The 20,677-nt window shown below is 67.5% G+C and carries 16 protein-coding genes; all 16 read right to left on the bottom strand.

Going from position 1 to position 20,677, the window contains the following annotated elements; genetic code table 11:
• Nucleotides 1–1,224 (bottom strand): glycosyltransferase, encoded by a 1,224-nt coding sequence (locus VHP37_07140; GenBank protein ID HEX2826103.1) that lies wholly within the window; start codon nt 1,222–1,224, stop codon nt 1–3.
• Nucleotides 1,224–2,528, bottom strand: coding sequence for an O-antigen ligase family protein (locus VHP37_07135; GenBank protein ID HEX2826102.1), 1,305 nt, complete (start codon nt 2,526–2,528; stop codon nt 1,224–1,226). The genes VHP37_07140 and VHP37_07135 overlap by 1 nt, the downstream gene beginning before the upstream one ends.
• Nucleotides 2,518–3,729: a glycosyltransferase gene (locus tag VHP37_07130; protein ID HEX2826101.1), complete on the bottom strand. Its 1,212-nt coding sequence runs from the start codon at nt 3,727–3,729 to the stop codon at nt 2,518–2,520. The genes VHP37_07135 and VHP37_07130 overlap by 11 nt, the downstream gene beginning before the upstream one ends.
• Nucleotides 3,708–4,811, bottom strand: coding sequence for a glycosyltransferase (locus VHP37_07125; GenBank protein ID HEX2826100.1), 1,104 nt, complete (start codon nt 4,809–4,811; stop codon nt 3,708–3,710). Before VHP37_07125 ends, VHP37_07130 begins: the two co-directional genes overlap by 22 nt.
• Nucleotides 4,811–6,205 carry a lipid II flippase MurJ gene (locus VHP37_07120; GenBank protein ID HEX2826099.1) on the bottom strand — a complete coding sequence of 465 codons (1,395 nt, stop codon included), beginning with the start codon at nt 6,203–6,205 and terminating at the stop codon, nt 4,811–4,813. Before VHP37_07120 ends, VHP37_07125 begins: the two co-directional genes overlap by 1 nt.
• A 19-nt stretch (nt 6,206–6,224) precedes the next feature.
• Nucleotides 6,225–7,259 (bottom strand): NAD-dependent epimerase, encoded by a 1,035-nt coding sequence (locus VHP37_07115; GenBank protein ID HEX2826098.1) that lies wholly within the window; start codon nt 7,257–7,259, stop codon nt 6,225–6,227.
• A gap of 100 nt (nt 7,260–7,359) precedes the next feature.
• Nucleotides 7,360–8,517 (bottom strand): glycosyltransferase, encoded by a 1,158-nt coding sequence (locus tag VHP37_07110; protein HEX2826097.1) that lies wholly within the window; start codon nt 8,515–8,517, stop codon nt 7,360–7,362.
• Between the two features lie 231 nt (nt 8,518–8,748).
• On the bottom strand, nt 8,749–10,947 hold the full coding sequence (locus VHP37_07105) for a polysaccharide biosynthesis tyrosine autokinase (GenBank protein HEX2826096.1): 2,199 nt from the start codon (nt 10,945–10,947) through the stop codon (nt 8,749–8,751).
• Between the two features lie 22 nt (nt 10,948–10,969).
• Nucleotides 10,970–11,548: a polysaccharide biosynthesis/export family protein gene (locus VHP37_07100; GenBank protein ID HEX2826095.1), complete on the bottom strand. Its 579-nt coding sequence runs from the start codon at nt 11,546–11,548 to the stop codon at nt 10,970–10,972.
• A 34-nt stretch (nt 11,549–11,582) separates the two neighbouring features.
• Nucleotides 11,583–12,926, bottom strand: coding sequence for an outer membrane beta-barrel protein (locus tag VHP37_07095; protein HEX2826094.1), 1,344 nt, complete (start codon nt 12,924–12,926; stop codon nt 11,583–11,585).
• Nucleotides 12,927–13,131: 205 nt separating this feature from the next.
• Nucleotides 13,132–14,583, bottom strand: coding sequence for a mannose-1-phosphate guanylyltransferase/mannose-6-phosphate isomerase (locus tag VHP37_07090; protein ID HEX2826093.1), 1,452 nt, complete (start codon nt 14,581–14,583; stop codon nt 13,132–13,134).
• Entirely contained in the window at nt 14,580–15,566 is a 987-nt protein-coding gene (locus VHP37_07085) for a GDP-L-fucose synthase (GenBank protein ID HEX2826092.1), read from the bottom strand. The genes VHP37_07090 and VHP37_07085 overlap by 4 nt, the downstream gene beginning before the upstream one ends.
• Nucleotides 15,563–16,654 (bottom strand): GDP-mannose 4,6-dehydratase, encoded by a 1,092-nt coding sequence (gmd, locus tag VHP37_07080; protein ID HEX2826091.1) that lies wholly within the window; start codon nt 16,652–16,654, stop codon nt 15,563–15,565. The genes VHP37_07085 and gmd overlap by 4 nt, the downstream gene beginning before the upstream one ends.
• Nucleotides 16,651–17,976, bottom strand: a complete 1,326-nt coding sequence (locus VHP37_07075) for a glycosyltransferase family 4 protein (GenBank protein HEX2826090.1) — start codon at nt 17,974–17,976, stop codon at nt 16,651–16,653. Before VHP37_07075 ends, gmd begins: the two co-directional genes overlap by 4 nt.
• The gene (locus VHP37_07070) at nt 17,973–19,730 is read right to left on the bottom strand and encodes a carbamoyltransferase C-terminal domain-containing protein (protein HEX2826089.1); all 1,758 of its coding nucleotides are present in this window, start codon (nt 19,728–19,730) and stop codon (nt 17,973–17,975) included. Before VHP37_07070 ends, VHP37_07075 begins: the two co-directional genes overlap by 4 nt.
• Nucleotides 19,727–20,548 carry a glycosyltransferase family 2 protein gene (locus VHP37_07065; GenBank protein HEX2826088.1) on the bottom strand — a complete coding sequence of 274 codons (822 nt, stop codon included), beginning with the start codon at nt 20,546–20,548 and terminating at the stop codon, nt 19,727–19,729. The genes VHP37_07070 and VHP37_07065 overlap by 4 nt, the downstream gene beginning before the upstream one ends.
• Nucleotides 20,549–20,677: the final 129 nt, after the last annotated feature.

The raw sequence follows: 20,677 nt of genomic DNA, 5'->3' as shown, positions 1-20,677 counted from the left end.
TCAAAGACCTTTCCGCTCTCGATGAACCTCTAGGTAAAGCGCTTCGTACTGCCTGACCACCGCGTCGAGCGAGTAGCGGTCCACCGCACGCGCGCGCGCCTGCCGCCCAAGCGCCTGCAGACCGTCGCGTCCGAGCGCGATCAACTCGGCGATGCCGGCTGCGAGCGCTGCCGGATCGCGCGGCGGGACGACGATGCCGGTATCGCCGACGACGGCCGCGGATTCCCCGACGTCGGTGACGACGCACGGCACCGCGCAGCACATGGCCTCGCCGACCACGTTCGGAAAACCTTCGCCGCTGGAGGAGGACGATACCTGGATGTCGAACGCCGGCACGATGGCCGCAACGTCGTCGCGCGGACCCAGGAGATGGGCGCGCTCGAGGGCGCCGTTCGCGCGAAGCGCGCCGACGAGCGCCTCGTTGCCGGGCTCGACGCCGAGCCCGACGAGCACGAAGCGCACCTCGCGACGCGCGGCCGCGACGATGCCCGCGGCGCGGGCGAAGGTCGCATGGTCCTTCATCGGGTGGTGCCGCGCGACCATCCCGACGACGATCGCATCGTCGGGGAGACCGAGCGAGCCGCGCAGCGCCGCCCTCGCCTCATGCGACGGACAGTAGCGCGTCACGTCGAAACCGTTGGGCACGATCACGCGCTTGGCCGCCGGATAGCCCATGAGCTCCTCGTGCTCGAGCGCGCTCGCGACCGAGTTGTTGACGATGCGCCTGGCGAAGTACGCGAGCTTGCCGCCGGCACGGATCAGCAGCAGCGTCAGCGGATTCTCCAGCCGCCGCTCCATGAGCGAGGCCCGCACGTTCCACAGCACGGGCGGCGCATCGCGCCGCCACGCGGTGACGAGCGTCGCGCCGATGTTGCCGTGGTACATCCAGCCCTGCACGACGTCGGGGCATGCTCTGTCCAGCGCGCGCGAAAGCTGCCGCAGCCCGCGCAGCACATCGAGGCGGCGGCCCGGTTTCCAGTCGAGCAGCTCGCACGCGATGCCCAGCGCGCGAAACGAATCGACCATGCGCGCTGCGTGGCCGTGCAGGACGATCACCGAAGGCTCGAAGCGCGCGCGGTCGATGCGCGAGAGCAGCTTCCACAGCATCATCTCGGCCCCGCCCACGTCGAGGTCGGTGATGACGAACGCGACGCGCAGCGGCCGCGCGGCCGCTGCACCGTCGTCGCCGATCGCGAAGCGCGAGGGATCGTTCGCGTCGCCCATCAAACCGGGGTGGCGGCATCCCGCGCGACCGTCCTCGGACGCACGTAGCGCCGCGCGTCGGCCGTTGCAACCCGGCGCGCACCGAACGCCGCCGCCGTGAGGAAGGCCATCAGGAAGACGGTGAACGGGTCTTCGAGCACGTTGTGGCTGAAGAAGCCGTAGACGGCGAGAGCCATGCCGAAAAGCGCCATGGAGTTCCCGATGTCCCTGTCGCGTACGCTGCGCGCCCATCGCGCCACGCTTCTACCCTGGCGCACGAGCAGCGCACACAACGAGATGTACAGCAGAAACCCGAAGATGCCGTGCTCGGCCATCAGCATCAGGTACATGTTGTGGGGCCCGTCCAGGTCGACCGCGAGGGAGGTGGCGCCGATACCGTTGCCGATCGCCGGCGAATCGAGGAAGGCCTCCCACGCACGCTTCGCACCCCATTTGCGTCCCTCGACCGCGGAGTCCTCCTCAGCAGTGTCGCGAAACCAGTTCAGGCGCTCCACCACGCCCTTGACGTGGCGGTTCTCCGAGGTATCGATCGCGTAGTCGTAGGCGAGGCTCACGCCGCCGACCAGCACCGGCAGCGCCAGCACGAGCACCATCCCCTGGGCTCTCTTCACGAGCTTGAGCCAGATCATGCCGGCCATCGCAATGGTGACCATGACGAAGGCCCCGCGCGAGAATGTGCCGGCGACCCCGAACACCGCGGCAACCAGCAGCAGCCCGCGCAGACGCGACGGAATCATCGGCAATGCGGCGATCGTTCCCATCACGATGAACGAGCCCGCGATGTTGGGATTGATGAACAGCCCGGCGCCGCGCTCGGAGGAGCCCTCGATGCCCTGCGGCACGATGCGGCCGGGGCGCAGCACGTCGAACCAGCAGAGCGCGCACGCGAGCAGCACGCAGCCCACCATCACCCAGCCGATCAACCGCCGCTGCGAGCCGCTCGCGAGTATGGTGATCGTGTAGAAGAACATGAGGGCGAGCAACCGCAGGCGCCACTGACGGGCGGCGTTCTCCATGAAATCCTGCGCGAGCAGGAGCGAGAACAGGCCTATCACCACGAACACCACGAACCACCAGAACAGCGGATCGCGCAGGAAGCGCACCGCGCTGCCGGGATCGGCGAACAGCATGGGGATGATGAGCACCGCGGGCAGCGCGTAGAAATACAGCGGGATCGGCCCGCCGCGCACCTCGTACTGATAGGTCGGCCAGTTGGTGAGCAGCAGCAGCGCCACGATCGCCGTCGCGATCGTGGCATAGGTGATGAGCCCGGTCAGCCGCGGCGCGTCCGCATCAGAATTCATTGTTGCCTCCCATCGATGCGCGCACCAGCGGGACCCGCCCGCCGAGCAGCGGAGCGAGCGCTCCGATCGTGCGCTCCAGCAAGGCAGCCGAGCTGTAGGCGCGGCTGACGTGCTCCCGGTTCGCCTTGCCGTCGCGCGGGAGCGCGCCGATCGCCCGGGTCATCGCATCCGCGAGCGCTGCGCTGTTCCCCGGCGGTGCGACCCAACCCAGCGCACCGACGATCGTCGCCGAATCTCCGACGTCTGTCACGACGCAGGGCACGCCCGTCGCCATCGCCTCGACGATCGAGTTGGAGAACCCTTCGCCGTAGGACGACGACGATACCGCGATATCGAGCGCGTTGTAGACCGCAGGCATGTCGCCGCGCGCGCCGGCCCACGTCAGGCGCCCCCCGAGCCCCAGGGTCGAAGCCTCGCGCTGCAGCGCGTCGCGATACCCCGCGGGCCCGTCCCCCACACAGACGAAACGCGCACGGGGATGCGTCGTCGCCACGCGTGCGGCGGCCGCGAGAAAGCTGCGATGGTCTTTCATCGGGTCGAGACGCGCCACGAGGCCGAGCAGCACGTCGTCGGGCGCGAGGCCCCACTCGGCGCGCAGCGCCCGCCGCGCGTCTTCATCGGGCGCGAAGCGCTGCACGTCGACGCCGTTGGGGATGACGACCATCCGTTCCGCGGGGTAGCCCCTGGCGACGTGGTAGGAGCGGCCCGCCTCGGAGTTGCAGATGAGCAGATCGGCGTAGCGCGAGAGCGCGCGCGCGAATCGGGACTCGACAGCCGCGAGGCGATCGTAGTGCGTCAGGTCCATGTTGGACGCGCGGATCCCCCACACGACGCGTGAGCCGCCGAGGAACGGCCGCAGCAGCGCCAACAGCACGTTCGAGGTGTCGAGGTAGCCGTGGACGATGTCCGGGCGCTCGCGACGCAGCAGGCCCAGCAGGCGCGCCGCGAAGGCGAAGACGTCCCAGCGGCCGCTCTTGCCGAGGCTCACCGTGGTCACGCCCGCGGCGGCGAGCTGCGCCGCGAGCGCTCCGCCGCCATAGAAGGTCGCCACGACGACACGCCAGCCCGCGGCGTGCAGGCCGAGCGCGAGCTCGACGAGCTGACGCTGCGCCCCGCCGACATCCAACCGGCGGGTAAGAAATACGATCTTCGGCGCGCCCGCCGACGCCGAAAACGGCGTTACGCGCGCTTGGTCGCGCATGGTTCCCTCAGGACTGCATCCCACATCGGCACGACGCGGTGCGGCGAATATCGCTGCGCCGCCGTGCGGGCGTCGGCCGCGAGCCGCTCGCGCAGCGCGGGGTCGCCGAGCAGGCGACGCAGCGCCGCAGCGAGCGCGGTCACGTCGTCGATCGGCACGACGTAACCATTCCGGCCCTCCTCGATCATTTCCTCGGTGCCTCCGCACGCCGTGCTGATCACCGGCAGCCCGGCGCCCATCGCTTCCAGCAGCGCGTTCGGGAAACCTTCGTAGCGCGACGACATCACGAACACACCCGCGCACGCAAGCACTTCTTCGGGAACGTCCATCCAGCCCGGCAGGGCGACGCGGTCGGCGACGCCGAGCGAGGCCGCGAGGGCGGTCAGCGCCTCGCGCTCGGGGCCCTCGCCGACGATCGTCAGGCGCCATTCCGGATAGTCGGGGGCGACCGCCGCGAATGCCCTGATCAGCACGTCGTGCCCTTTCTCCAGCCACAGCCGGCCGAGCGCGGCGATCACCGGCTCACGCGCCCCGCCGGCGCGTGCGCAGCCCTTGAGCGTGCGCAGCGGGTTCGGGATCGCGTGCGCGGCACGCCGCCGCAGCGCGGCTCGACGCGCCCAGGGCAGGAGGCGCGCGGTCTGTACGACGACCGCGTCGGCGAGCGGATAGGTCAATCGCCTCAGCACCGCCCACACCACGCCGATCTCGTGATGCGTGGGATCCGTGCGCTCGGAGACGACGCGACGCACCGACAGCCCGAGCGTCGCCACCACGACGAGCACGTTCGTGCGCTCTTCGAAGCTCAGGACCGTGCGGGCGCCGGTGTGACGCACGGCGCGCCTCACCGCGCGCAGCCTCTGCCAGTTCATCGCCAGCGCGCGCCCGAGGTCGGTCGACTCCCGGACGAGACCGAGCGCCACGCGCTCGATGTTCGGCGCGAGCGGATACGCGTCGAGGTCGATCGTGTCGAGGGTGATCAACGTGACGCGGTCGCCGCGCTCCGCGAAGTGGTTGGCGAGCTCCGACATCACGCGCTCGGCGCCCCCGGTGCCGAGCGACGCGATGACGAGGGCGATGTTCATCACGGTGCGGCGGGCTCCGCTTTCTCCTCGCCTGGCCCGCCCTGGGCATCGGATTCGGCGAGGTAGCGCCGCACCAGGATCCAGATCATCGTCATGGAGACCATGTACACGACGGCGGACGAGAGCGCGATACCGCTCACGCCGAGCCAGCGCATGAACACCAGGTTTCCGACCACGTTCACGGCCAGGTTGACCACCGACATCGCGGTGATCAGGTACGTCCTCGACGTCGCCAGTAGCAGCCTCACCCCGAGCATGCCGAGCATGAAGAAAGGCACCTGGAGGAAATACATCTGCTGGATGAACGCCACCAGCGACGTGTCGTCGCGCGTGAACGCACCGCGCTGGAACAGGATCGCGATGATCCATTCCGAACCGACGATCAGCGCCGCGGTGACGGGGACGCTGAGCGCCAGGATCGCGAAGGCGTACGTGCGCAGCACGTGCCGCAGCGACGCGTGGTCGCCCACCGCGATCAGTCGCGAGAAGTGAGGCAGCACGGCCGTGCCGATGGCGCTGACGCCGATCGCGGTGAGGAACGACGGTATCTTGTTACCGAAGCTCAGCGCCGCGACGGCTCCCGAGCCCAGCCACGAGGCCATCGCCTGGTCGACGACCCCCGCGCCGCTCATGATGACGGTGCTCGCCATCAGCGGTACGTAGTGCCTCAGGACTTCCGCCGTGGCGCTGCGGTCGCGGTGCCATCGCGGCAGCGGAAAAAGCCCGCGGCGCGCGAGCGTGACGCCGATGACGACGAGCTCCACCGCCGCGCCGAGCACCGTACCCCATGCCACCGCGGTGATATCCGCGCCGACCGCGATGAGGAGCGCCACGATGAGCAGCGGCGTAGCGATAGGCGCGAGGGCGACGAGCGCGAACTTCTCGCCGGCATTGAGCACGGCTCCCCACAGGCCGCATTGCCCGGTGAGAACCACCATCGGCAGGAGGATCATGTACAGCTCGTGCGTGAGCTCGAGCTTGGACGCGCTGAATTCGGGCGCGAGCACCCGGAGGATCGGCAAGCCGAACACGGCGAGGAGCGCGGCGGCCGCGAGCAGGATCAGCAGATCGAGGAGCATCACGTGCGCGAAGATGCGTCGCGCGCGCGCTTCGCCTTCCTGTTCGCGCACGCGGATGAAAGCGGGCATGAAAGCGCCGATGAACGCCTGAGCCAGCACGGCGGTCGCGAACGTCGGCACGACGAGCGCGATCAGGAACGCGTCGAGGTCGTCGCCGAGGCCGAATTTGCCTGCGACGATCATGTCCTTGATCATCGCGGCGGCTTTCACGCCCACCGTGGCGACGGCGATCACCGCCATCGCGTGGAAGATGCGCCGATTGATGCTTCCGCTGGTGAAGCCCTTCCAGACGTTCAGCGCTCTGGCGAAGATCATGGTGCGTGCCGCGCGCGCGTCAAAGCGATCGCGCCTGGGCCTCCGCGGCATGGCCGTAGTACCCGAGGTACCACTCGACGAATCTCTTCACGCCGACCTCGACCGGCGTCGACGGGCTGTAGCCGACGTCGCGTGCGAGGTCGGCGACGTCGGCGCACGTGTCGGGCACGTCGCCCGGCTGCAGCGGCAGCAGGTTCAGGCGCGCTTTCCTGCCGAGGTTCTGCTCGATGAGCTCGATATACCGCATGAGGTGCGTCGCGCTGTCGCTGCCGATGTTGTAGACGCGGTAAGGCGCCCTGCTCGTCGCGGGATCGGGCTGCGCGCCGCTCCATTCCGGGTCCGGCGCGGCGGTGCTGTCGAGCGTGCGTATCACGCCTTCGACGATGTCGTCGATATAGGTGAAGCCCCGGGTGTGCTTGCCGTGGTTGAAGACGTCGATCGGACGGTCGGCGAGGATGTTCCGCGTAAAGAGGAATAGCGCCATATCGGGGCGGCCCCACGGTCCGTACACGGTGAAGAAGCGCAGACCCGTGGTCGGCAGCCCGAACAGGCCGCTGTAGGTGTGCGCCATCAGCTCGTTCGCCTTCTTCGTCGCGGCGTACAGGCTGAGCGGATGGTCGACGTTCTGGTGCACCGAGAACGGGAGCGTGGTGTTCGCCCCGTAGACCGAGCTGCTCGACGCGTACACCAGGTGCTCGACCTCGAGCTGGCGGCAGCCTTCGAGGATGTTGCCGAAGCCGACGAGATTGGCGTCGATGTAGGCTTGCGGATGGGTGATCGAGTAGCGCACCCCTGCCTGCGCGGCGAGGTGCACGACGCGCTGGGGGCGGTGCATCGCGAACGCCTGGGCGACCGCATCGCGGTCCGCCACGTCCGCCCGCACTTCGGTGAACCCATCCGAACGGCAGAAATGCGCGAGGCGCGCTTCCTTCAGGCGCGGATCGTAATAATCGTTGACGTTATCCAGGCCGATCACTTCGTCGCCGCGGGCGAGAAGCCGGGCAGAAACGTGAGCGCCGATGAAGCCGGCCGCGCCGGTGACGAGGACTTTCAATGTTCGTATTTCCCGGTTGGCGCGAGCTGCCGCCCCGACGCACGGTCGAGCGGCGGCGCTGCAACTCGCGGAAACTGTCGCTGGTCAGGAGTCAGAGATGCTAGCGCAGCTTGTTCGCTTCGCGCACGGTTCGGCGCGACGCTGCTGCACGGTGCATCGTCGCCATGCGCCGCAGCACGTAGCCGGCGCCCAGCGGACCGGCGCGCGACTTCGAGCGGGCGCCGAAGCGCACCAGCCGCCGGTAGATGACGAGGTAGACGAATACGTACGCGAAGGCGGCCGCTACGAGGTAAGTGCTCTCCTGCCACCACAGCACCGCGGGCACCGCGCTCCCGCACGCGAATAGTATCATCGATACCGACGCATCCGAGTTGCGGCGCGAGCGCGCCTTGCCGTCCTGCATCGGCTGCTTCACGCGCTTGTAGAACAGCGTGTGCATGTGCAGCTTGTCTGCCGAAGACGCCGGCCTGCCGCGCAGGATACGGCGGCGATATGCGGAGAACAGCGTCTCCCACACCGGATAGAGCACCAGCAGCAGCGGGAACCACGCCGACACCTGCGCATGCCGATGCACGAGCAGCGCCGACAGGATGGCGACGAGCGCGCCCAGGAAATACGCGCCGCCGTCGCCGCAGAAGATGCGGCCGCTCGGATAGTTCCACACGCGAAAGCCGATCACCGCGCCGGTGCCGATGCCGCACAGGAGCAGGATCTCCGAGTCGCCGACCTGGAAAGCGACGTAGCCGAGCGCGAGCAGCGCGATCAGGCACACGCCCGAGGCGAGGCCGTTCAGGCCGTCGATGATGTTGATCGCATGCGCCACCCCTCCGACGGCGAAGCACGTGAACACGAAGGCCGCCACCGGCATGGCCAGCAGAAGGTCTATCCAGGGCACGTCGATCCGCGATACCGAAGCGCCCAGCCAGGTGTAGGCGAGGCCCGCGGCGAAGAAGCAGGCGACGAGCCTCATCGCGGGGTTGACGCGCTTGGTCAGGTCCTCGGCGAAACCGCCCGCGAATGCGGGCGCGAGGCAGGCGAGCCACATGCCGACGATCGCAAAGTCGAGACTGCCTGCAAAACCGGAGGCGATCAGGGCGACCAGCCAGCCCGCGAACACCGACAGCCCGCCGATGCGGGTAACCGATCGCCTGTGAACTTTGTGTGAACCGGCGACCGCGACATCGCCGGTGAAATGGCCGTGCAGGTGTTCGAAGCGGAGGGTCAGGTAACCGACGCCGAGCGACACAGCGAACGACAAAAGGAACAACCGTAGCAAGAGCTAGCCCCTGTTTCGTGATGCTGCCGGATGATCTTTTTTTATGGCGCTGCGCCCGGTCGACGCCGAGGGACTTCCGACCACGTTGTTTCCCCGGCGGTTTTTTCGCGACCAGCGAGGGCTGATTATCCTAGCAGCCTAGTTGCGGGTTAAGGCATAAAGTCATCCTAATGACCGCCACCTGTCGGTCTAACAAACCTTCGATGCGGCGCGTCAGCCGGGCGTTCCCTGATAGGCGCCATACTCTTTCGCATAGCCGGTGTAAGCCCCGTAGTAGCGGTCGGCTTGCGTGAAATCGAGCTGATTGAGCGCAACGCCGATGATCGGCGCGCCCGCGTCGTACAGCGACCGGATGCAGCGGCGCGCGACGGGATACGGCGTATCGTCGGCCTTCACGACGAACAGCACGCCCGTCGCGAGCGTCGAGAGCACGACGGCATCGCTGACCAGGTGAACCGGCGGCGAGTCGATGATGACCACCTCGCACGCCGCTGCGACGCGCTCGATGAGCTGCGCGAATCGATGCGACGAGAGCAGCTCCTGCGGATTGTCGGGCGGAGGGCCGGAAGGCAGCACGTAGAGCGACGAGCCTTCCACGCGCTGTACGCATTCGGTGAAGTTCGCGTCGCCCGCGAACAGGCTCGTCAGGCCCGGCTTGGACGGATCGAGCGCGAGCTGCTTCACCACCGACGGCCGGCGCAGGTCGGCCTCGATGAGCAGCGTCTTCTTCGCCTGGGCGTGTGCGAGCGCGAGGTTCAGCGCGAAGGACGTCTTGCCTTCGCTCGGCACCGACGAGGTCACGAGCAGCACCTTGTTCGCCGAGTCGATCGCGGAGAGCAGGATGCTCGTGCGCGCGGTGCGTATCGCCTCGGAGAATACCGAGCTCGGGTTTTCCAGGTAGTAACGGCCCGCATTGCCGGCGGCATCGCCGGTGAGCAGCGGAACGACGGCGAGCGTCGGCAGGCCGAGCTTCTGCTCGACCTCCTCGGCCGTCTTGATCGTGCTGTTCATGCGCTCGAGGAGCAGCGCGACGATCGCCGCGAGCAGCAGGCCCGAAGCGAAGCCCGCCATGACGATCTCACGCTTGCGCGGCTTGTACGGGACGCCGGGACGCACCGCCGGATCGATCACGCGTGCGACGAGGCTGCTCTGCGTGTCGCTCGCCGCGCGGGTCTCGCGGTAGCGGTTCATGAACTTCTCGTAGATCTGGCGGTTGGCGGTGAGGTCCTGCTCGAGCGCGTCGAGCTGGAACTCTTTGCGGTTGATCTGCTGCACCGACCCTTTGGCCGCGCCGAGCGCGCGCTCGGCGGAGCGCTCGTTCGCGAGCGCGACCTGGTATTCCTTGGCGAAGCTCGCGATCGCGCTGTCCACGCCCTTCTTCGTGTTTTCCCTCGCCTGCGCGAGCTCGTTCTTCGCCTGGATGAGACGCGGATGCTCGGGGCCGTAGCGTTCGGAGAGCTCCGCGACTCTCTTTTCGGCGCCCCCCTCGAGCTCCTTCAGGCGCTCCACAGCGGTGTTGCGCAGGACGATGGGCAGTGACGTCCGGTCCTTCGCCTCCTTCGCCTGGCGATAGTTCGCTTCGGCCTCGACGCGCCGCTCGGTCGCGTCGTTGACCGCGCTGCTCAGCACTTCGAGCTGCCTGACCACGCCGCTTTGCGCGAGGCCCTTGGTGTCGGGGAGCCCTTCGCGCTCGCGATACTGCTGCAATGCGCGCTCGGAGCCTTCGAGATTGCCTTTCAGATCGGACAGCCGCTCTGCCAGCCAGTCGGTCGCGCGCTGGCGCAGCCGCGCGCGTATCTCGATGTCGGCGTCGATGTACACGTCGGCGATCGTGTTGGCGATGCGCGCGGCGAGCTCCGGGTCGGCGGCGTCGAAGCCGACCTTGACGAGCTGGGTGAGGCGGATCGGCTCGATCGTCATGCGGCGCAGGAAATCGTTCAGCACCACGGCCTTCACCCGCTCTTCGCTCCACCCGTCCTTCGTCACGGGCTCGTCGCCGCCCGGCAGCCACGAGGTCCAGGCGGAAAGCTTCTGCTGACGCGGGTCGAATTCCGGGTGCGTCATGAGGCCGAGCTTCTCGATGACGCGCGCGGCGAGCGCCGGGGAGCGCAGCATCTCGGCCTGCGTCTGGTAGTGCTCGCGATTCGGCGAGATGCCGCTGTAGACCTCCTCGATCGAGACGAGCTTCGCCTTGTTCTGCTCGATCATCAGGGTCACCGTCGCGCGATAGATCGGCGTGAGGAACATGACCGCAACGGCGGTAAGGACGGCGCACACGAGCGCCGTGCCGAGCAGCCACCACTTGCGGCGGAAGATCGCGCGCCAGTACAGCGCGAGCTCGAGAGGCTCGCCGCCCGCGCCTTCATTCGGGGCGAAATCCTCGCGGTTGTCGGTCAGGGCCTCTGCAGCCATCGCCGGTCCTTTTGCAGTGCGGTCAGAAGAAGCTCTCCTCGACGTTGATCGTGTCGCCGGGGCCGACCGGCGTGTTCAGGTCGACGTTGATCGGGGTCGGCGACGCGCCGCTCTCGGGGAGCAGAAAGATCTTTTTCAGTGAAGCACGCTCGCGCAGGCCGCCGGCGATCGTGATCGCCTTGCGCACGGTCAGCCCGGGCTGATACGGGTATGCACCCGGGCGTCCGACCTGGCCGTCGACGAAGAACGGACGGTACTCGTCGATGTTCACCGACACGCGCGGATTGCGCAGGAGGCGCCCTTTCACGCTGGCGGTGATGTCGGTCTCGATCTCGCGCGTCGTACGGCCCTGCACCTTGAAGTCCCCGAAAGGCAGGACGAGCGTGCCCGATCCGTCGAGCCGCATGCGCTCGACGCGGATTTCTTCGTCCCCCCCGTAGACGCGCACCGAAACGACGTCACCGGAGTTCAGGCGGTATTCCTGCGGCACGACGTAGTTCGTTCTTGCGACATGGGGGCGATTGCCGCCGTCGAACATCGATTCGCAGCCGGCGAGCGTGAGCACGGCGGCTATCAGTACTGCGATGCGGAGTAGAACCATTGATCGTTCCGTGAGGCTGTGGAAGGTGGGGAGTCTAGAGCGCGGTCTCTAGCGTCAACAGCATGATGTTGCGCGTGTATTCCAGGGTCGCCGCGGTCGAATCGCGCGATTCGTGCCGCAGCTCCGCGCCGACGCGCGCCCAGCGCCGCAGCGGATAGCTTACCCGCCCGGCGAGGGTCTGGTAGGTGTCGGTTCTGTTCAGCCCTTCCTGCTCCGCGCGGCCGTACGCGTAATTCAGGGTCGAGGCGATCCCGGTGTTCCAGACGTGGTTCCACAGGACATTGACGTAGCTGTTGATGACGAACGACCCGCCGATGTCGTAAGTCTCGGTGAGGAAGCGGCGTGCGCTCACGTCCACGAGGGAATAGCTGCGCGGGCGCCACGACGCGCCCAGCTCGAAGTTGGCGCCGGAAAAACCGGGACGCAGGGCGACGTCGAACTTCTTGTCGGTGTAGCCGACCGAGGCCCGGCCCGTCGTCGCGGCGAGTGCCTCCCACGTCGCGCCCACGTCGACATGCACCTCGCGGTTGTCGAGGGTGGCGTCGTTCGGATGGTCGATATCCGCCCACCGGCCGCGGATCAACGCCTGCGTCTTCGACCCGAGCCGGTAGTAGAAAGTCCCGTCGAGCTCGAACCGGTCGAATTCGCCGACGCTCGAAGCCCCGCTGGCGGTGGTGTAGCGCCGGCTCTGGTGGATGACGTCGCCTTGCAGGCCGCCCTGTGCGCCGACCGCGCCGTAGTTGACTGTGCCGCGAACGGTGTGCACGGCCCACCGTTCGGATTCCGACAGTGTGGCCACAGTCAGACCGCGCGGGGTGTGGCCGCGGTAGAAATCGTACGACAGCATCGTGCGCAGGCGGTCGGTCCAGGAGCTCAAAGCGGCGAGCGTGACGCTGTGGTCTGCGTAATCGTTTTGCGGGCCCGTCGCGTAAGCGCCGTAATTGCCGCGGTACACCGCGTAGAACCGCTGAGTCGCGCCTTCGAGCGCGGCCGACACCGCCGGCGCCACGGTGTAGAACATGGAGCCGATCTTGTCGGTGCGGGAGAGCACGACGTTGTCGTTGTAGCCGATCGCGGCCTGGGTCGCGACACGAACCGTCGCGGGACCGGCGCGAAAGCCGCGGGCGTCGACCTGCCCGATCGGCGCGTAGGTTCCGAAGCCGAGCGCCGGCTGGCCGTAGTCGGTGCTCAACTGGAGCGCGGGCACGCCCTCTCGGGTCGGCGCCGAGATGAGGGGCGGCTCTTCGGGCGTCACCGCCGCCGGTTCGGGCGCCTCCGCTGCGCCCGCAGCGAGCGGCAGCGCCATCGCGGCAAGCAATGCCGGCGCCGCGGCGCGCGACGCGAGCAGTCCGAACGGTGATCGGGCGGTCTTACGCAAGTTAGCTCGGGGATGTCCCACGCGGCGCCCTCGCGCCGTTTATTGGAGATGCCATGTTACGTTCTCTTCCGCGGGCGCGGTGCCTGGAAGCGGCCAGCGAGAACTTTACCGGTTTTTGGCACGCCGTGTTCGCGGCCGTCGCCGGCTCCGTGCATTGATGCCGCATCCGAGCGGGACCGGGCCGCGGGCCCGAAGCTGACGTCCGTCACTGCCGCCCGTAGGTGTCTTCGTAGCGGACGATGTCGTCCTCCCCGAGATAGAGCCCGGATTGCACTTCGATGATCTCGAGCGCCACCTTGCCCGGATTGCTCAGCCGATGCTTCACCCCGAGGGGGATGTAGGTCGACTGGTTCTCGGTGAGGATGAAGACCTCCTCCCCTCGCGTGACCTGCGCCGTGCCGGTCACCACCACCCAGTGCTCGGCGCGATGATGGTGCATCTGCAGCGACAGCGACGCGCCCGGCGTGACGACGATGCGCTTCACCTGGAACCGCGGTCCGAGGTCGATCGTGTCGTACCAGCCCCACGGCCGATACACCTTGCGATGGCTCTCCGCCTCGGGCCGCCGGTTCGCCTTGAGCCACCCGACGACGTCCTTCACCTGTTCCATGCGGTCGCGCTTCGCCACGAGCAGCGCGTCGGGCGTGTCGACGACGACGGTGTCACTCAGTCCGATGCACGCGACCAGGCGGCCGCCGCCCACGACCAGGCTGTCGCGGGTCTCGACGAGGTGCGTGTCGCCACGGGCGACGTTGCCGCTGTCGTCCTTGCGCGCGACTTCCCACAGCGCGCCCCACGCACCGATGTCGGACCAGCCCGCGTCCAGCGGTATCACGACCCCGCGCGCGCTGTCACCTTCGCGCGGCGAGCCCAGGCCTTCCATGACGGCGTAGTCGATCGATTCGGAGGGGCATGCGGCGAACGCTTCACGGTCGAGCCGCAGGAAATCACGGTCCGACCGGCCGCGCGCGCACGCCGCCTCGCACGCTCGCGCGATGTCGGGCCTGGCGCGCGCGATCTCGGCGAGCCACGCCGAGGCCTTCATCATGAAGATGCCGCTGTTCCAGAGATACTCGCCGCTCGCCACGTAGCGCTGCGCGGTGGGCAGATCGGGTTTTTCCACGAAGGCGCGCAAGGCCGTCGCTTCTCCGCTGCGCGCGGTCGCGACTCGGATGTAGCCGTAACCGGTGTGCGGCTGCCGCGGGGTGATGCCGAAGGTGACGAAGGCGCCGCGTTCTGCATGTACGGTGCCTTCCCGCACCGCTTCGCGGAAGCGCTCGACGTCGCCGATGACGTGATCGGCCGGCATCACCAGCAGGACGGGGTCGCCGCCGTCGTTGCGCGCGCGCAGCGCGGCGACCGTCAGCGCCGGCGCCGTGTTGCGGCCGAAGGGCTCGAGGATCAGCGCAGCGGGCGTGATCGACGCCTGGCGGAGCTGCTCGGCGGAGATGAAGCGGTACTCCTCGTTGGTGACCACCAGCGGCTGCAGGATGTCGATATCCGGCCACGAGGTGCCCTCGGTCACCCGCAGCGCGGTGGCCTGCAGCATGGAATCGGCGTCGTTCAGCGCGAGAAGCTGCTTCGGAAACTGGTGACGCGACAACGGCCACAACCGGGTGCCGGAACCGCCGCAGAGGATGACGGACTGCAGCTTCAACGTGCGTGCTCTCCCTGTAAGAAATCGCGATAGGCGAGCACAATGCCGTCACGCAGCGGCAGCTTCGCTCGCCAGCCGAGCGCCGTCAGCCGCGAGACGTCGAGCATTTTGCGCGGCGTCCCATCGGGTTTTGACGAGTCCCACACGATCTCCCCCTCGAAACCTACGACCGATTTCACGAGCTCCGTCAGCTCCCGTATCGTCAGATCCTCGCCGCAGCCGATGTTGACGAGGGGCTGGTCGTGCTGCAACAGCGCGTCGAAGCGGGCGTCGTCGAGCCTCATGAGGAAAACACAGGCGTCGGCGAGCTCGTCGCTGTAGAGGAACTCGCGCCGCGGCGATCCGGTTCCCCATGCCGTGACGCTGGGCTCGCTCCTCTGCTTGGCCTCGTGGAATTTGCGGATCAGCGCCGGCAGCACGTGGCTGTTCTGCAGGTCGTAATGATCGTTCGGACCGTAGAGATTGGTCGGCATCACGGCGAGGAACCTGGTCCCGAACTGGCGATTGTACGAGCCGCACATCTCGATCCCGGCGATCTTCGCCACCGCATACGCGCGATTCGTGCGTTCCAGAGGTCCCGTCAGGAGGTACTCCTCACGGATAGGCTGCGGACAATCTCGCGGATAGACGCACGACGAGCCGAGGAACAGCATGCGCCGCACACCGTTGTGCCGCGCCGCTTCCAGCACGTTCACCTCGATGGACAGATTCTGGTAGATGAAGTCGCCGGGGTAGGTATCGTTTGCGCTGATGCCGCCGACCTTGCCCGCGGCCATGAACACATATTCGGGCTTTTCGCGCTCGAAGAACGCGTGCACCGCGGGAGCGTCCGTGAGATCGAGCTCCGTGCGCGTGCGCGCGATGACGTCCGCGCCGTCGGCGCTCAGGCGGCGCAGCAGCGCGGAACCGACCATGCCGCGATGGCCGGCCACGAAGACCCTGCTCTGCGCGCTCACGTGGGCGCTCATCGGCGCGGCGCTCATTCGTGGCGGTCCGGCGCCTTGTAGCCGTGCTGCTTCACCAGCGCGTCGCGCTCGGCGTCGCGCAGATCGGACTGCGCCATTTCGGCGACGAGCTCCGCGAAGGTGGTCCGCGGCTTCCAGCCGAGCTTCGTCTTCGCCTTGGTCGCATCGCCGAGCAGCGTCTCCACTTCGGTCGGCCGGAAGTAGCGCGGGTCGACGCGCACGATGACGCGGCCCTGTTCATCGGTCCCCTCTTCCTCCAGGCCCGAGCCACGCCAGTGGATCTTCATCCCGATCTCGCCCGCGGCTGCCTGTACGAAGTCGCGGACGCTGTATTGCTGGCCGCTCGCGATGACGAAATCCTCGGGCCGGTCCTGCTGCAGCATGAGCCACTGCATCTCGACGTAGTCCCTGGCGTGTCCCCAGTCGCGCTTCGCGCTCAGGTTGCCGAGGTACAGACAGTCCTGCATGCCGAGCTTGATGCGCGCGAGCGCGCGGGTGATCTTGCGGGTGACGAACGTCTCCCCGCGCACCGGGGACTCATGGTTGAACAGGATGCCGTTGCACGCGTACATCCCGTAGGCTTCGCGGTAGTTGACCGTGATCCAGTACGCATACAGCTTCGCGACCGCGTAGGGTGAGCGCGGATAGAACGGCGTGGTCTCCCGCTGCGGCATCTCCTGCACCAATCCGTACAGCTCCGACGTCGACGCCTGGTAGAAGCGCGTCCTCTTCTCCAGCCCGAGGATGCGCATCGCCTCGAGGATGCGCAGCGCGCCGAGCGCGTCGGAGTTCGCGGTGTACTCCGGCTCTTCGAACGACACCGCGACGTGCGACTGTGCCGCGAGATTGTAGATCTCGTCCGGCTGCACCTGCTGGATGATGCGGATGAGGCTGCTCGAATCGGTGAGGTCGCCGTGATGCAGGTGGAGCCTGACGTTCGCCTCGTGCGGATCGCGATAGAGATGGTCGATGCGGTCGGTGTTGAACAGCGACGTGCGCCGCTTGACGCCGTGAACGGTATACCCTTTGTTCAGGAGAAATTCGGCGAGGTATGCGCCGTCCTGTCCGGTGACGCCGGTAATCAGCGCGACCTTGCCCTTGTTCATGCTTCTACTCTGTGCTCATGGTCAGCAACGAGCTGCGGATTGTACGCAACTCCCGCGGTCTCGCCGACCTCCGTTTGAAGCCGCGCGCCCGTCGCGCACGCCGTGAGCACGGCACGCCAGCGCTCGAACGCCTTTTCCTGCGACCATTCGGCGTCGAGCGCGCGGCGGGCATTGCGCCCCATTCGCTCCCAGCGGTCCCGATCCTGCGCGAGCTCGGCGATGAACCCGGCAAGCCCCGCGGCGTCGCCGACGGCGAAGGACCGGCCGCAATCGAATCGATGCAGCAGCCTGCCGATCTCGCCGAGCAGATGATCGCCGATGAACGCCGTGGGCCTTTGCGCCGCCGCGATGCCGTAGAACTTGCTCGGCACGATGCAGCCCTCGAGGCCCGGCACCAGACTGACCAGATGCAGGTCACCGGCGCCGAGGCTGAGCGGCAGGCGCTCGCGAGGCTGGTACGGACGCTCGACGACGTTCGTGAGCCCGTAGTCCTGCACGAACTCGCGGACGTGGTCGAGCTGCGCGCCGCCGCCGATCATGAGGAATACGATGTCCTCGCGGTCGCGCAGCAGATACGCAGCGTCGAGGATCGTCCTGAATTCGTGCGCGCGCCCCAGGTTGCCGGAATAGGAAACGACGAACTTGCCGTCGAGACCCCATTCCCGGCGCAGCGGATTGTCGGCATGCGCGACCGGCAGGATCGTGCGGTCATCCGTCCAGTTGGGAATCATCGCGATCGCCGCGCGCGGAATCCCGAGCAGCCGCACGCGGTCCCACATGCGGGTGCCGAGCACGACGTTGGCGCGTGCGCGGCGCAGCGACCAGTCGCGGGCCGCCTTCGCGGCGCGGGCGAGCGAGCCGTTGACGAGGTCCGGGCGGAGCACGACCGCGACCTCGGGAAACAGGTCCTGGAGCCAGTTCACCTGCTTCGCCCCGCGCAGCCACGCCGCGAACGCGGCGACGACCGACATCAGCGGCGGGTCCGTCTTCGCCACGAGCACGTCGCCTTTGCGCAGGACGAGGAGCAGCTTCACCAGCGCCGCGACGTAGAAGCTCGCGTAGTCGATCGCGCGTCCGAGGAGCCGATTGCGGCCGAAGCCGGTGGTTCGAACGCGCACCACCTCGACACCCGAAACGCGCTCGCGCGGCGCCAGGCTCGCCTTGGGGTCGGTATACGTCTGCCGGCCCGTCAGGACGATGACCTCGTCGCCTTCGGCCGCCAGGCGAAACGCGAGATCCGTCAGGATCTGGCTGGTCGCCGACAGATCGGGGTAGAAATAGCGGTTGACGAAGACGACGCGCGACACTGCCGGCCCGTTCACGCGGTCCGCGAGACGAAAAAGTCTCCCAGCACGAGGACGTCCATGCGCGTGCGCAGGAAACAGTCGAGCGCTTCCTCCGGGCGGCAGACGACCGGCTCGTTCTCGTTGAACGAGGTGTTGAGAACGATCGGAATGCCGGTGAGCTCGCCGAAGGTACGGATGAGCCGGTGATAGCGCGGATTCGCGTCTTCGCGCACCGTCTGCAGGCGTCCCGAGCCGTCGACGTGCGTCACTGCGGGGATGAGCTTGCGCTTGTCTTCGCGCACCGGATAGACCTGCATCATGAAAGGCACGTCGTCGTCCGCTTCGAACCATTCGGGCACCGCTTCGCGCAGGATCGAGGGCGCGAACGGCCGGAACGACTCGCGGCGCTTGATCTTGAGATTGAGGATGTCCTTCATGTCGGTGCGCCGCGGATCGCCGAGTATGCTGCGGTTGCCCAGCGCGCGCGGGCCCCATTCCATGCGGCCCTGGAACCAGCCGATGACCGAGCCTTGCGCGATCGCCGCGGCGGTCCTGGCGCACAGCTGCCCTTCGTCCGCGATGCGCTCGACGGTGCAGCCTTGCGCGGCAAGGTCGGCCGCGCGGCCGTCGAGCAACGCCCGAATCTCGCGCTCCTCGCAGCCCGGCCCCCAGTACGCGTGATCCATCCTGAACCCGCGCTCCGAGCCCGCCTCGCCGAGGGTATGCCAGACCTGGAACGCCGCGCCGATCGCACCGCCCGCATCGCCGGCGGCGGATTGTATGTAGACCCTGGTGAACGGCGTATTGCGGTACACCTTGCCGTTCGCCACCGAGTTCATCGCGCACCCGCCGGCGAGCGCCAGCGCCTCGACGCCATGCCGGCGGTGGATGCTGTTCAGCAGGTGGAAGAACGCTTCCTCGTACATCACCTGCGTGGAGCGGGCGATGTCGCGATGGCGCTGGCCGAGCTCCTCCCCTTCCGCGCGCGGAGGGCCGAGCAAGTCCTCGAGAGCCGAAGTGAACAACAGTCCCACCTTCGGCGAACCGTTCTCCCACTGGTACTCCACCTTCTCCCGGTGGTGCCTGAAGTACGCGAGGTCGAGCGCGTAGCTGCCGTCGTCCTGCAGACGCACGATGCGCCGCATCTCGTCGAGGTAGACGGGCTCTCCGTACGGGGCGAGGCCCATGACCTTGTACTCGTCGCCGTAGTGGTGGAAGCCGATGAATTGCGTCATGGCTTCGTAGAAGATCCCGAGCGAGTGCGGATAGAAAACCTTGTCGTCGATGTCGATCCGCGTGCCGCGCCCGATTCCCCAGGCCGCGCTGGCGAAATCGCCGAAGCCGTCGACCGACACCACCGCCGCCTCGTCGTACGGCGAGACCAGGAACGCCGAGGCGAGGTGCGCGAGATGATGCTCGACGTCGTGGACCTTCCCGCTGAACCGCTGGCCGGGAAAGGCGCGCTCGAGATGCTCCTGCACGCCGGCACGCTCGCGCTTGTTCTTCAACCGGTCGAGCACCAGCGACAGATCGGGGCGTTTCGCGACGGTGAAGCGCACCTTCTGCCAGAGGTTGGCGTTCGAATCCTGATTGATGGCGACGTGATCGACGCGGTCCAGTCCTATGCCGGCTTCGGCGAGGCAATACGCGATCGCCTCCGACGGGAAGCCGGCCCAGTGCTTGATCCGCCGAAAGCGCTCCTCCTCGGCTGCGGCGACGAGCTCGCCGTCGCGCACGAGGCAAGCAGACGAATCGCCGTGGAACGAATTGAGGCCAAGAACGTAGGTCACGACAATTCCTCTCGGTTCGACGCTTGCGCGGACGTGCGCGGCGTATCGCCGCGCAGCCGCTGCTCGAGGAGGTACGCCGACAGGATCAGCTCTGCCAGGGTGCGCTGGATCGTGTAGTACAGGCCGGCCTGTCCGTCCAGGATGTTCTTCTTCCAGAAAAGGCAGTAGAAGAACATGACGAGCGGCCCGAGCACGATCGTGTTGCGCAGCCGGTCCGCCGCAGACAGAGAGCCCGAAGCGGCGCAGGTGAGCTTCACCGCTTCGCGCCGCATGTATCCGGCCTGAGAGCCGAGCCATCGCGCCAGGGACTTCCGATCGTCGTGGCTGATGGTGCCCTTCAGCGCCGCCACCGGACCGGCAATCGCCAGCCGCTGCGTATGGCCGTCCTGCTCGAAATGGCCGCGGTCGCGCCTGAAGAGCGTCACCTTCGCGGGATAAACGCTGCCCCGCAGAGTCTCACCGTAGATGCAATACCGGAACCGGGTCTCGAAGCCCACCGTCTCGGCCGCCGGCTCGACGCGCTCGAGCTCGGCCACGAGCTCCGGCGACAGCACGTAGTCCGCGTCCAGCGCCCACACCCAGGGCGTGCGAATCCCGGTCTCGCGCACCGCGAAGTTCCATTGCAGCGCGTGTTCGTCGAACCGGCGCTGGAATATGCGTACTTGCGGATAACGCCCCGCGATTGCGAGCGTGTCGTCTTCGCTGAAGCTGTCGACGATGACGATGTCGCGCGCCCAGGCCAGCCTCTCGAGCGTACGCCCGATGTTGGGCGACTCGTTGTAGGTGAGCAGGACGGGGGTGATGTCAGACAGCAGCATGAAGCTGTGATCGCGATGTTGTTCCGGCCGGCCCAAGGCACGGCGCGATCGGACTCCGGAGTTTAAATGAATCCGCGCGCCCCGGAGCGGTGAAACGGCACTATTCCCCGCGGCCAGCCGAGCCGATTG

It is taken from the genome of Burkholderiales bacterium (genome assembly GCA_036262035.1).
Classification (GTDB): Bacteria; Pseudomonadota; Gammaproteobacteria; order Burkholderiales; family SG8-41; genus JAQGMV01.
Note: the sequence above shows the minus strand (reverse complement) of the source record. Positions and strands in the feature narration are given on the sequence as shown.